Source organism: Bacillus glycinifermentans, assembly GCF_001042475.2.
In the GTDB taxonomy this organism is placed as follows: Bacteria; Bacillota; Bacilli; order Bacillales; family Bacillaceae; genus Bacillus; species Bacillus glycinifermentans.
The window spans coordinates 571,130-584,582 of sequence record NZ_LECW02000045.1; the positions used below are offsets into that span (position 1 = coordinate 571,130).

The following is a 13,453-nucleotide window of genomic DNA, read 5'->3' on the forward strand; positions in this document are numbered from 1 at the left end:
TTTTGCGCTGAATTAGATTTCTTCTTTGTTCAAGAGACCTTCCATAAATGGAACAAGTTTTGATTTCAGCTCATTATCCTGCATGGCGAATTCAAGCGTCGTTTGAATAAAGCCAAGCTTTTCACCGACGTCATATCGCTTGCCTTCAAAGTCGTATGCAAAAACGCGCTGAATTTCATTTAATTTTTGGATTGCGTCTGTCAGTTGAATTTCTCCGCCTGCTCCGACTTCCTGTTTTTCTAAATACATGAAGATTTCAGGAGTGAAGATATAGCGGCCGAGGATCGCCAAATTGGAAGGGGCAGTTCCCGGTTTTGGTTTTTCAACAAAGTTCTTCACTTGGTATCGGCGTCCTTCTTTTGTGAGAGGATCGATGATTCCATAGCGATGTGTTTCGTCTTCAGGCACCTGCTGAACGCCGATGATGGAAGAAAGGGTTTTCTCATATTCATCCATCAGCTGGCGCAGCCCAGGCGTTTCTGCCTGAACGATGTCATCCCCGAGCAAAACGGCAAAAGGCTCATTGCCGATGAAGTTGCGCGCACACCATACGGCATGTCCGAGTCCTTTTGGCTCTTTTTGTCTAATATAATGAATGTCAGCCATATTGGATGCTTTTTGAACCTTTTCAAGCAGCTCTTTTTTTCCTTTTTCTTCAAGATTGCGTTCCAGTTCAGGCGCGTGGTCAAAATGGTCTTCGATGGCGCGCTTTCCTTTACCGGTTACGATAATGATATCTTCAATACCGGAATCGATTGCCTCCTCAACTATGTACTGGATCGTCGGTTTGTCGACAATGGGAAGCATCTCTTTCGGCATTGCTTTCGTCGCCGGGAGAAAGCGGGTACCAAGCCCTGCCGCAGGTATAATGGCTTTTCTAACTTTTTTCATCAATAAAGCACCTTCCTTAATCTTTAAAGAATCATTTTTGCAATGGTTTTCATGCTTTCTTTAAACTTTACCACAATTCGTGAGTTTTCACACGTATTAGCAGTATGAAGAAAATCATTTGCTTATTTTTGACGAATGATCCAGCACAACAATCATGTTATGATAAAATACAAATCAATAATTGCGATAACGTATCGTCAGTGAAAAAGGAGAATATGCCGAAATGAAAAAACTTAAGATCATGACAGTATTCGGTACAAGACCTGAAGCGATTAAGATGGCTCCTCTTGTGCTTGAATTAAAAAAACACCCGGAGATTGAATCGTATGTGACGGTTACCGCACAGCACAGGCAGATGCTTGATCAGGTGCTTGACGCGTTTCATATTCGGCCTGATTTTGATTTGAATATCATGAAGGAACGGCAGACACTGGCTGACATCACATCAAATGCGCTGACGAAGCTTGACCGGCTTTTTCAAGAGATCAAGCCTGATCTTGTTCTTGTACACGGTGATACGACGACCACGTTTGCAGGCAGCCTTGCCGCTTTTTATCACAGGATTTCAGTCGGCCATGTCGAAGCCGGATTGAGAACCGGAAACAAATATTCTCCATTTCCTGAGGAATTGAACCGCCAGCTGACAGGTGCGATTGCAGACTTTCATTTTGCGCCGACAAAGCAGGCTGAGGCCAATTTGTTAGCGGAAAATAAAAATGCCGATTCCATTTTCGTTACGGGAAATACAGCCATCGATGCCTTGAAAACAACGGTGCGGGAAGAATACTCGCATCCGCTTCTCGATCGGATGGCCGGCAGCCGGATGATTCTGTTGACCGCGCACCGCCGCGAAAATTTAGGCGAGCCGATGGAAAACATGTTTCGGGCGATCAGGCGGATCACGGAAGAATTCGAAGACGTACAGGTTGTTTATCCAGTCCATTTAAATCCCGTCGTCAGACAAGCTGCCGAGCTTCATTTCGGGGGTTCGGACAGGGTTCATTTAATTGAGCCGCTGGAGGTGATCGATTTTCATAATTTTGCTTCCAGAGCGCATTTCATTTTAACCGATTCCGGAGGCGTGCAGGAAGAAGCGCCTTCGCTCGGAAAACCCGTTCTTGTATTAAGGGATACGACAGAACGGCCTGAAGGCGTAAAAGCCGGAACATTAAAACTGGCCGGGACGAATGAAGAAGATGTATACGAGCTGACGAAGCAGCTGCTGAATGATCCTGATGAGTATCAAAGAATGTCAAAAGCGTCGAACCCATACGGTGACGGAAACGCGTCCAAGCGCATCGTCGATGAGATCCTCTATCGTTTTGGCTATCGGACGGACAATCCTCTTCCGTTTAATGAACATTAAAAACGAGCTCCGCATTTCGTGTGCGGAGCCCGCTTTGTTAATTGTTAAGCCCAAGGCTTTCTTTTAATTCTTTTGAAATCGATTCACGGTCGCTTTCGTAGACCTTATAGTAATAGATTCTGTTAATTTTGGTTCCCTGGCCTTTGAGCTGGTGCTGCACGACATTGTTGCGCGCTGATTTGTAGTTTGACTGAATATCCCACATATCGTCAAACGTGAGATTTGTTTTCACGTTGTCTTCGATTACTTTGAACATATCGCCGAATTTCGTTACGGAAGAGATGTTTGCCCCTTTTTTGATGATGCCTTCAATAACCTGGCGCTGGCGTTCCTGTCTTCCGAAGTCGCCTTTTGGATCCTGTTTTCTCATCCGGGTGTAAGCAAGCGCTTCTTCCCCATTCAGCGTGATTTCGCCTTTCTTGAATGAATATCCGTCATAGCTGAAGGCAAACGTGCTGTTCACCGTAATTCCGCCGAGCGTATCGACAATATCTTTGAAGCTCTCCATATTCACTTTCACAAAGTAATCTACAGGCACGTCCAAAAAGTTTTCAACCGTATCGACGGTCATCTGGGTTCCCCCGTAGGCATAGGAATGGTTGATTTTGTCCATCTTTCCTTTACCGATGATTTTGGTGTACGTATCACGCGGAATGCTCACCATTTCTGTTGTATTCGTTTTTGGATTCACCGTCATATAGATGAGCGAGTCAGCCCGTCCTTTGTCGCCTTTCCTTTCGTCAACACCCATGATTAAGACCGCGATTGGGTCCTTGCTGTTGACGTCCACCTGCTTGTGCCGTTTATCAGACTTTCCGAGATCCTCATGAATGCTGGCGACGGTTGAGGCTGCTTTATTCCAAAGATAGTACGCATAGCCGCCGGTACATAAAACGAATAAGCCAATAATCGTTAAAATAATGAAAAGGATTTTCCTTTTCTTTTTTCTTTTTTCAGCTCTCATCATTTTCCTCGCTTAAAAGTTTTTATAATCTGATTTGATTATAAATTTTAAAAATACTAGAAACAACTAATTTTTTCATATCTCTGGTTTTAATATTACAAGTAAATTAAATAGCCCTTAAGAATGTTACAAAGAGCCGCATTCTTCTATAAAATTATAAATGTTTGTCGATAAAAAACAAGAGGTGATGAAAAATGAAGAAACTTGCGGCGTTTACGTTCTTTATGCTGCTTTTAGCCGGATGCGGCACTGCCGAACAGGCAAAGCAAGGCGAACAAACCGAGCAAACCAACCAAACCGACCAGGTTCAAACGGAGGACGGTACGTTCGTTGGACAGGCAGACTCTCATACGATTGAGGTGAAGATTAATAATGAGCCTGTCAGCTTAAACATTGTCGGTGACTACGAAGGCGACATCGATCAATTAAAAGACGGACAAAAAGTAAAAGTGACTTACAAAAAAGCCGAAAAAGGACAGCTTGAATTGAAAAAAATTGAAAGCGGGAAGTAATTTAAGCCTGTCAATGAAGGGAGACATTTAGAGTCTTGAAAAAAACAAAGCAAGTGATGTTGTTTGCACTTATCATGATGTTGTTCATTACTCCTTCCGTTTCTTTCGCTGCAGATTCCATATCCGTCAAGCTGACCAACTATGTCGGCAATAAGACAAGTTTGGATATTTCAACCGCGGGATATTACAAAGTGACCGGCAGCAATGTCACGGATACAAAACGATATGGCGGGGCAACGCGTTATGATACTGCAAACACTATCGCTTCCAGCGAATGGAAAAACCCGTCTACTGTTATCGTCATGAACAAGGATGAGGAGCTTTTCAGAGATTCGCTCTCTGTCATTCCCTTGGCCAAAAAGTTAGATGCTCCCATACTGCTTTCTCAGCCGGACAAGCTTACATCAGCTACCGAAAGTGAAATCAAGAAATTAAATCCCGATAACATTTTGGTGATCGGCGGAGAGAAAAGTATTTCAAAAAGTGTCGAAAGCAAGCTGAAGAAATACGGAGCTACAAAAAGAATCAGCGGTAAGAACCGCTACGCATTATCTGAAAATATTGCAAAAGAGATGGGAAGCTATGATAAAGCGATTGTGGTAACAGGAAACGTTTATCAAGATGCGCTTGCCATTGCTCCTTATGCTGCTAAAAATGGGTACCCGATACTTTTGGCGGGTACGGATTATCTTCCTAATTATAAACTTCCTAAAAAAGTAATTGTGGTAGGAGGCACTTCAAGCGTCAGCAGCAAAGTAGAAAGCCAGATCAAAAAACAAGCTGATCAGATTACAAGAATTCCGGGCTCAACCAGATACGAGCTGTCTGCGAACATTATAAAATATTTAAACTTAAGCACTGACAAAGCAGTTGTGGTAAATGGCACAAAGTATGCAGACGTACTAATCGGCTCATCTATGGCAGCTAAACAAAACCGTCAGCTGCTGTTCGTCAAAAAAGATGAAGTGCCTTCCAACGCAAAATCCATATTCAAAGAAAAAGGAACGTATGCGTTTAATCTGATCGGAAGCACAAATTCGCTTTCAAGCAGCCTGCAAAGCAATCTGTCTAAGGAATTTTACTTAGTAGGCGGAAAATCTTATAACCTGAATGTCAGCAGCGGAAACATGAGTTTGAAAAATATCAAAACATTTGGAACCGCTGTTAAAATCCAGCCTGAAAAATACTCTACTTCAAACCGGATCAGCATTAACAATAAAGAATATTTAGGGACGGTCGATTTCACCGTGGAATCCGGAAAATACGTCAGACCGGTCAATGTTGATATTCCGTTTGAAGATTATTTAAAAGGGGTTGTGCCGAATGAAATGCCGGCAAGCTGGCCGTTAGAAGCGTTAAAAGCGCAGGCTGTAGCCGCTCGTACATATTCGGTCAGCAAAATCGGACAAACAGTTGCGGATACAACGGCGTTTCAGGTTTACGGCGGATACAGCTGGTCTTCAAACTCCAGCAAGGCTGTGGATCAAACAAAAGGAAAGGTTCTGAAATACAATGGCAGCCTGATCACAGCGGTTTATTCTTCAAGCAACGGCGGCTACACGGAAGCGAGCAATGAGGTGTGGAGTTCAAAAGTTCCTTATCTGATTGCCCAAAAGGATTCCATGGATCCGCAAAACAGCTGGTCATTAACGCTATCCAAAACACAAATTAATACCGGTTCTCTTAATCTGAGCAGCGCCGACTCATGGTGGTCAAAAACGACAGAGGCGAATGCATCGCAGCTGAAAGGGTTAAATAACTGGATCGTTAAAAACAAAGAAACAAGTGCAGACGGCGTCAAAATTGCGGGCATCAGTTCCTTCTCCTTCAGCGGGAAAACACAAGGACAGCGCCCTAAGAATGCGTCGATCAAAGTCAATTATCTTGTGAAAAACGGATCAAAAGTGGCGAGTAAAACCGCAACGATTGATGTGTTAACGACGGATCTAAGAACGATAATAGGAGCTTCCGTTTTTAAAAGCACGTATGCGAGCGTGAAGGAAGAATCGAAACAGTTCGTCATTAGCGGAAAAGGATACGGCCACGGTATCGGCATGAGCCAATACGGAGCGAAAGCGAGAGCCGCGGCGGGGAATTCATATAGTTCTATTTTAAAATTCTATTATCCGAAAACGACGTTAACGAACTATTAAACTAACATTTTAAAGCGGAAACAGGAGGCAGCTTCGTCTCTTGTTTTCCTTTTTATTGCCCAATGATTTGAAATATTTGGAGGGAAAGATATTGCGATCATTATTAAAGGTCCTGACATTCAGCTTTTTAGGCCTTGTCCTATTCATACCTTCTGCGCTGGCAGACAATTCAGCAAACAGGATTTCCGGGAATACCCGCTATGCTACGGCAGTTGAGGCCTCTAAAAAGGGCTGGTCAAGCGCCAGTACGGCAGTTATTGTAGGCGGGGATGCGTATTCGGATGCGATTGCAGCCATCCCGTATGCTTATCAAAAAAATGCGCCTCTTTTATTAACAAATAAAACAAATCTTTCTTCAGAAACAAAAAACCGATTAAAAGAGTTAAAGACGAAGAATGTGGTGATTGTTGGCGGAACTCCTGCAGTATCGAACGGAGTAGCTACGCAAATTAAAAATTTGGGGATTTCGGTGAAAAGAATTGCAGGAAGCACCCGGTATGAGACTGCAGCAAAAGTGGCCAACGCCATGTCGAGCACATCAAAAGCAGTTGTAGCAAACGGATTTGTATACCAAGATTCGATCGCTGTCATTCCATATGCGGCTAAAAACGGTTACCCTATTTTATTTACCAATGAAAAAACGTTAAACAGCGCCACTTCCGGAGCAATCAAAAGCAAAGGTATTAAACAAACGATTGTAGTCGGAGGAACAAACAGCATCAATGGCTCGCTGTATTCAAAGCTCCCGTCACCTACACGGATTTCGGGAAAAAACAGATATGATCTTTCAGTTAATATTGCAAAGAAATTTGGTTTAAGTACGAGCAACACGTATATCACCAACGGTTTCCGCTTTCCTGATGCCGTCGTAGGAGCCGCTCTTGCTGCAAAACAAAACAAAGCGATCCTTCTGACAAACGGAGAAAATTTATCAAAAGAACCGAGAGCGTTCATCGGCGACAAAAATATTAAAACCTTCTCTGTAATAGGCGGAACGCCTTCTGTTGCTGCAAAAGTCCTCACCCAGCTTAAAAATCCGGCCGTCGGCAAAACGATTTTCATCGATCCGGGGCACGGTGACCAGGATCCTGGTGCAATCGGCAACGGCCTGCAGGAAAAGGACGTAAACCTGGATATCGCAAAACGGCTGAACAGCAAGCTGAACAGTGCAGGCGCTATTCCGGTGCTGTCACGGTCAAACGATACGTTCTATTCGCTTGAAGAGCGGGTGAAAAAAGGCGCAAACGCGAACGCCGACCTGTTTATCAGCATTCACGCCAATTCAGCAACCCCTTCAGCTGCCGGAACCGAAACATACTATGATGAAACGTATCAAAGCGCCAACAGCAAGCGGCTTGCCGAAGAAGTTCAGCCGCGGGTCGTCAGCGCGCTCGGAACAAAGAACAGAAGCGTTAAAACGGCGGGATTCTATGTGATTAAATATTCTAAAATGCCGAGCGTTTTAGTAGAAACGGCCTTTATCACGAATTCATCAGACGCGAGCAAACTAAAAAGCGCGACATTAAAAGACAAAGCGGCAAAAGGGATCAATGACGCCGTTTCCGCGTACTATAGATAGAAGACGTTAGAAGCCGATGTTTCGGCTTCTTTTTTTATGCCTTAAAATATAGTATGATAATTCCATTGATTGAAGAAAAAGGAGAGTCGGTAGCGCCGTTAACAAAAAATAAAATGAATTTATAAAAAAATCACGCAATTAATATTCTTTAACAGGCCCTTTACATTGAGTTTACGTTCGTATGCTACACTGACGCAGAGATCACAAAGTACCAAACAAATCGTGAGGTGTATGTCAGTGAGCATGGACAAAAGCTTAAGAATGTATAATGAATATTCAAGCCAGCAAACCTATTCGTGCGCTCTATCTGAAAAAGCAGAACGTTATTTAAATGTAAAACGGGCAATGGATATCGTCCTTTCACTCATCGGACTCGCTCTTACACTGCCGGTGATCCTATTATTTTGTATCCTGATTTCTATAGAGACTCCGGGCTCTCCTTTATACCGCCAGGAACGCGTCGGTAAGGACGGAAAGCACTTTAAGCTGATCAAGCTGCGTTCCATGAGGATTGACGCTGAAAAGTCAGGGGCGAAATGGGCGGAGAAGGATGATCCGCGTATTACTGCCGTCGGATCGTTTATAAGAAGAACAAGAATCGACGAGCTTCCGCAGCTGATCAATGTGCTGGCGGGAGATATGAGCCTTGTCGGACCGAGGCCTGAAAGGCCGATGTTCACGGCGCAGTTTCATCATGAAATCCCGGGATTTAAAAACCGTTTAATTGTAAAGCCGGGGTTAACGGGGCTGGCGCAGGTAAACGGAGGCTATGACATCAGTCCGAGAGAGAAGCTGGTACATGATCTGTATTATATTCGAAATTTGACATTTCTTCTCGATTTGAAGGTTATGGTTAAAACAATTAAAGTAGTATTGACTGGTGAAGGAGCCAGATAATCCGCGAAAGTTAGGAAAAAGATATGTCAACCATTACGAAACAAATTTTAAACGGTGCAAAATGGACAAGTGCTTCAACGTTGATCATCACGGTCATCCAGATTGTGCAATTTGCGCTGCTCGGCAATATGATGACAATCGCCGAATTCGGATTGGTCGGAATGCTGACGACCGTTACGGTGTTTACGCAAATCGTGCTTGATATGGGGTTTGGGGCCGCGCTGATTCAAAAAGAAACGGTCAATGAGCGTCAATTATCGACATTGTACTGGCTTAATATCATTACAGGGATGGCGCTGTTTGCCGGACTTTTTTTCCTGAGCCCGGTGATTGCGGGCTTCTATCAGCGGGATGAGCTTGTGCTGCTGATTCGCATATTGGCGGTGATGTTTTTGATCGCCCCGGTCGGACAGCAATATCAATATTTGCTGCAAAAGGAACTGAGATTTCAAGTTCTCAGCAAAATCGAAGCCGGAGCAAATGCATTGTCTTTTGTTCTGCTGATCGTATTAATTTTTCTGATCGATCCGATATTGGCCTACGTTTTGTCACAAGTTTTTCTAAATTCGTTTAAGGGGATCATGTTCTTTGCTGTATATTTAAAAAAATGGCGTCCTTCATTTGTTTTTGCGCCTCTGGAAGTAAAAGATTTTTTCTCTTTCGGCGCTTTTCAGCTTGCCTCAAGGCTCGTCAACAGGCTTGGGGCGAATATTGACATGATTTTAATCGGCCGGTTTCTCGGCGCGGAGGCTTTGGGAATCTATAACTTGGCTTATCAGATTATTACGATTCCCGTGATGAGGATCAATCCGATCATTACAAGGGTCGCCTTTCCCGTCTTTTCCAAAAATCAAAGCGATAATACGACATTGCGGGAAGGCTTTCTGAATATGACGAAGCTTCTTGCGCTTGCATCGTTTCCGCTTCTGATCGGGCTTGCGACCGTATCTGACCTGTTTATCGAAGTCGTGTTTGGAGAGAAGTGGCTTCCCGCCGTCCCTGTTCTTAACATTCTGGCAATTGTCGGCCTGCTCAGGGTTCTGATGAATCCGAACGGATCGGTTTTGCTGGCGAAGGGGAGAGCCGATCTGGCCTTTTATTGGGACAGCGGCATTCTCGTCCTTTACGGGCTGTCGCTTTATGCCGCTGTACTAACAAAGGATTTGACGGTTGCCGCCTGGACGTATGCCGCCATCAGTTTGATCAACTTTTTTATCGGAAGGTGGCTTCTGAAATATGTCATCGAGCTGAAGCTTGGCGATTATTTCAAGACAATCGGAAAACCGCTCGCCTTAACGGCGTTAATGGCCGTCCTCGCTCTCTTCTTGAGCGCGGGCACTAGACACCTGCTTCCGGAAGCTGTACTCCAGCTGGCCGTTTCGGTTGGAATCAGCGCGGTCTTCTACGGTTTTTTGGTCGGAAAGGTTTACCGGCGTGCGGTGAGAGCTCAATTTAGCAGAAAGGGCGGTTGATGTTGAAGGTACTTTGGATGACTAGCGTTTACCCCAGCAGCAGAAAGCCGGGGGAAGGGGTTTTTCATGAAACACAGGTGCAGGCATTGCGAAAGCTCGGCATCGATGTGACCGTGATGTGTCCGCTGCCTGTAAATCCTGCGCCTCTCAGGATGCTGAAAAAACAATACCGGAGCATCCGAAACGTTCCTGATTATGAGGAGCGAAACGGGGTTCCCGTCTACAGGCCGCCGTATACGGCGCTGCCCGGACAGCTGAAATGGGCTCAGCCGCATCACCGGATGGCTAAATCGATTCTCCGGACAATCGAACAAAACCGCCTTCTTCCTGATGTCATCCATGCTCATTTTGCGATGCCTTCAGGAGGAGCGGCTGCCGTTGTATCGCAGAGGATCTCCATTCCATACGTCCTGACGCTGCACGGGAGCGATGTCAATATTTATCCTCATTACAGCCGAAGCGCATATCGGGCGTTTCAAACAGCGGTGCAGTCGGCGGCAGACGTTTTGACCGTCAGCGATACGCTCAAGGACAAAACAAAAGAGATGACAGACGTTGAAGGCTCGGTGCTCCCGATCGGGGTCAGGCTTGACCGGTTCCAAAAGCCCTCCGCTTCAAAAGACGAATTGAGGGAGAAGCTTAGTCTGCCAAAGGGACAGACGCTGCTCGTCTATATCGGCCGTCTCGTCAAAGAAAAAGGAGTGCTTGAGCTGGCAGAAGCCGTTCGGCAGCTTGACGGCAATTATATAGCGGTTTTTATCGGTGACGGACCGGAAAAGAATGCGCTCCGGGAAAAAGCGGGAGAGAAAGCGATATTGACGGGTCAAGTTGCGAATGAGCAAATAGCGGAATACCTTGCCGCATCAGACGTTTTTGTTCTTCCTTCATATTCCGAGGGAATGCCGACCGTCGTCATTGAAGCGCTCGCCCTGAAGGTTCCGGTTTTGTGCACAGCGGTCGGAGGTGTGCCGGATTTGTTTGGAAAGCACCGGCATCTGCTTATAGAGCCCCGTTCTGTCCCCGATTTAAAACGAGCGGTCCTCGGCTATACAGAAGGAGGAAAATGGCGGGAAGACATCGCAGAGGAGCTGTATCAAACGGTTCGCTCTCAATATGACGCCGGGCAGAACTCAGAAGCGCTCGCGAAGCGGTATGAGCGTATTTTGCACGATGTCCGCCTTTGAAAAAGAAAGAAGCCGTTTAAAGCGGCAGCATTGCGTCCATGATGGAAAATATAGATAGAAACAATCATCGCCTAATAAAGCTATTGGATAGAAGGGTTAGCTTATGAGAAGGGAATGATGATATTGAAAAGAATAGTTGTTATTGGAACAGGATATGTTGGGCTGGTATCCGGAACGTGTTTTGCCGAGGTGGGAAACACGGTTGTCTGCTGTGACATAGACGCTGAAAAAATCAGAGGTCTCTCGGCCGGTATCATGCCGATTTATGAAAACGGGCTAAAAGAGCTTGTTGATAAAAACGTAGATGAAAACCGTTTGTTCTTTTCAACTGACATTCCCAAGGCGATCAGAGAATCCGACATTATATATATAGCAGTCGGGACGCCGATGTCAGAGAGCGGAGAAGCTGATTTGACCTATGTAAAATCGGTTGCCGAAACGATCGGAAGACATTTAAACGGCTATAAAATCATCGTCAACAAAAGCACGGTCCCCGTCGGCACAGGAAAGCTCGTTCAATCGATCATCGAGCAGGCCTCCCGGGGCGAGCATCCGTTTGATGTCGTGTCAAATCCCGAATTTCTTCGCGAAGGAACGGCGATTTATGACACGATGAATATGGAAAGAGCCGTCATCGGGGCAACAAGCGAAAAAGCCGCGGCAATCATTGAAGAGCTGCATGAGCCGTTTCAAACGACAATCGTCAAATCGAATCTTGAGAGCGCGGAAATGATCAAATACGCGGCAAACGCATTTTTAGCAACGAAAATTTCTTTTATTAACGACATCGCGAACATCTGTGAAAAAGTCGGGGCCGATGTGTCCAAAGTTTCCGAAGGAGTCGGGCTTGACAGCAGAATCGGCAAGAAGTTTTTAAAAGCGGGAATCGGCTTCGGGGGTTCTTGTTTTCCGAAGGATACGATGGCATTGCTGCAAATCGCCAAATCGGTCGGCTATCCTTTTAAAATGATCGAAGCCGTGATTGAAACGAATCGAAAACAGCGCGCCCACATCGTTCAAAAGCTGCTCGACGTGTTTGGAGATCTCGAGGGCAGAACGGTTTCGGTCCTGGGACTGGCGTTTAAACCGAATACAAACGATATGCGCTCATCACCGGCCTTGGACGTCATTCCGATGCTTAAAAGCCTTGGCGCGCACGTCAAAGCCTATGACCCGATTGCGGTCCCTGAAGCGGAGCGTCTGCTCGGCAGCCAGGCCGTCTACAGCGATGACCTGTATGAAACCGTAACAGATACAGACGCGTGCCTCATTTTGACAGAATGGCCGGAGGTACAGCATATGAATATAACAAAATTGAAATCATGCTTAAACCAGCCTGTCCTGATTGACGGACGAAATCTGTTTGAGCTTGAAGAGATGAAAAGAGAAGGAATGATTTATCATTCAATCGGCCGCCCTGAGGTTCAGGGAGAGAAGATTTTAACAAAAGTTTAAAACGCGGGGTGTTATTCATGGAAAAAGTATTGGTGACAGGCGGATGCGGATTTATCGGATCACATATCTCAGAACAGCTATTAAAAGAAAATTATCAAGTATCGATTCTCGACAATTTAACGACAGGGCATCTTTCAAATATTGACGGTCTTCCGGTGGACTTCTATCAGGAAGACATTACGAAGCCTGAAGCGATCGAGCTGATCAAGCGCATTAATCCTGATTATATTATTCATTTGGCAGCACAGGTAAGCGTTGCGGAGTCAGTCAACGACTTTTTGAAGGATGAAAACATCAATATAAGAGGTTCATTGCATGTCATAAAAGCCGCCGGTGAATGCGGCGCGAAAAAAATCGTTTTTGCGTCGTCAGCCGCCGTTTACGGGAATCCCGAATATTTGCCTGTCGACACCCGTCACCAAACAAGTCCCGGTTCACCGTACGGGCTGACAAAGCTTACGGTTGAACGCTATTTACAGCTGGCCTATGAGCTGTATGGAGTCGAATACTGTATTTTGCGGTACAGCAATGTTTACGGGCCGCGCCAGGATGCAAAAGGAGAAGGCGGCGTCGTCTCGATCTTTTCCGACCTGTTGACGAGCGGCAAGGCGCCGGTCATTTTCGGAGACGGAGAACAATCCCGCGACTTCATCTATGTGGGGGATGTGGCAGCGGCCAATGTTAAAGCGCTTAAAGCTCAATCAAACGTTTGTTTAAATGTTTCAAACGGCTTTTCCATCACGGTTAACGAGCTGTTTTCCGAAATGAAAAAAGCAACGAATTCGGCGCTTTCTCCGATCTATCAGGATGAAAGGCCGGGAGACATCCGCCACAGCACGCTGTGCAACGAAGAGACGAAAAAAATATTGAACTGGGAACCGCAAATGCCGCTTGATAAAGGGCTGGAACAAACAATTTTCTATTATAGAAAAGAAATGAATGCATAAACATAATCGGCTGCTGGCTTTATGCCGGCAGCC

Annotated in this window: 11 protein-coding genes; 9 read left to right on the forward strand and 2 right to left on the reverse strand. The window is 45.4% G+C overall.

Annotation, left to right across the window (positions count from 1 at the left end; genetic code table 11):
- Positions 1-12 precede the first annotated feature (12 nt).
- Positions 13-891 (reverse strand): UTP--glucose-1-phosphate uridylyltransferase GalU, encoded by an 879-nt coding sequence (galU, locus tag AB447_RS22140; RefSeq protein WP_048353654.1) that lies wholly within the window; start codon positions 889-891, stop codon positions 13-15.
- Between the two features lie 223 nt (positions 892-1,114).
- Between galU and wecB the strand changes: the two genes are divergently transcribed.
- Positions 1,115-2,257, forward strand: coding sequence for a non-hydrolyzing UDP-N-acetylglucosamine 2-epimerase (gene wecB, locus AB447_RS22145; RefSeq protein ID WP_048353636.1), 1,143 nt, complete (start codon positions 1,115-1,117; stop codon positions 2,255-2,257).
- Positions 2,258-2,294: 37 nt separating this feature from the next.
- Here the strand turns inward: wecB and tagU are convergent, their stop codons facing one another.
- Entirely contained in the window at positions 2,295-3,221 is a 927-nt protein-coding gene (tagU, locus tag AB447_RS22150) for a polyisoprenyl-teichoic acid--peptidoglycan teichoic acid transferase TagU (protein ID WP_048353637.1), read from the reverse strand.
- A gap of 194 nt (positions 3,222-3,415) precedes the next feature.
- Here tagU and AB447_RS22155 point away from each other — a divergent pair, with 194 nt between their 5' ends.
- The 8 genes from AB447_RS22155 to AB447_RS22190 all read left to right on the forward strand — a co-directional run bounded on the left by AB447_RS22155 (position 3,416) and on the right by AB447_RS22190 (position 13,420).
- Positions 3,416-3,733 (forward strand): Slp family lipoprotein, encoded by a 318-nt coding sequence (locus AB447_RS22155; RefSeq protein WP_048353638.1) that lies wholly within the window; start codon positions 3,416-3,418, stop codon positions 3,731-3,733.
- A gap of 35 nt (positions 3,734-3,768) precedes the next feature.
- The gene (locus AB447_RS22160) at positions 3,769-5,886 is read left to right on the forward strand and encodes a SpoIID/LytB domain-containing protein (protein WP_048353639.1); all 2,118 of its coding nucleotides are present in this window, start codon (positions 3,769-3,771) and stop codon (positions 5,884-5,886) included.
- A 91-nt stretch (positions 5,887-5,977) separates the two neighbouring features.
- Positions 5,978-7,465 carry an N-acetylmuramoyl-L-alanine amidase gene (locus AB447_RS22165; RefSeq protein ID WP_048353655.1) on the forward strand — a complete coding sequence of 496 codons (1,488 nt, stop codon included), beginning with the start codon at positions 5,978-5,980 and terminating at the stop codon, positions 7,463-7,465.
- 243 nt (positions 7,466-7,708) lie between these two features.
- Complete coding sequence (locus AB447_RS22170) at positions 7,709-8,362, forward strand: sugar transferase (protein WP_373688030.1); 654 nt, start codon at positions 7,709-7,711, stop codon at positions 8,360-8,362.
- 23 nt (positions 8,363-8,385) lie between these two features.
- On the forward strand, positions 8,386-9,834 hold the full coding sequence (tuaB, locus tag AB447_RS22175) for a teichuronic acid biosynthesis protein TuaB (RefSeq protein WP_048353640.1): 1,449 nt from the start codon (positions 8,386-8,388) through the stop codon (positions 9,832-9,834).
- Between the two features lie 2 nt (positions 9,835-9,836).
- Positions 9,837-11,018: a teichuronic acid biosynthesis protein TuaC gene (tuaC, locus tag AB447_RS22180; protein ID WP_048353656.1), complete on the forward strand. Its 1,182-nt coding sequence runs from the start codon at positions 9,837-9,839 to the stop codon at positions 11,016-11,018.
- A gap of 123 nt (positions 11,019-11,141) precedes the next feature.
- A complete protein-coding gene (gene tuaD / locus AB447_RS22185; protein WP_096892184.1) occupies positions 11,142-12,473 on the forward strand; it encodes a UDP-glucose 6-dehydrogenase TuaD in 1,332 nt (443 codons plus the stop codon).
- Between the two features lie 17 nt (positions 12,474-12,490).
- Positions 12,491-13,420 (forward strand): NAD-dependent epimerase/dehydratase family protein, encoded by a 930-nt coding sequence (locus AB447_RS22190; protein ID WP_048353642.1) that lies wholly within the window; start codon positions 12,491-12,493, stop codon positions 13,418-13,420.
- Positions 13,421-13,453: the final 33 nt, after the last annotated feature.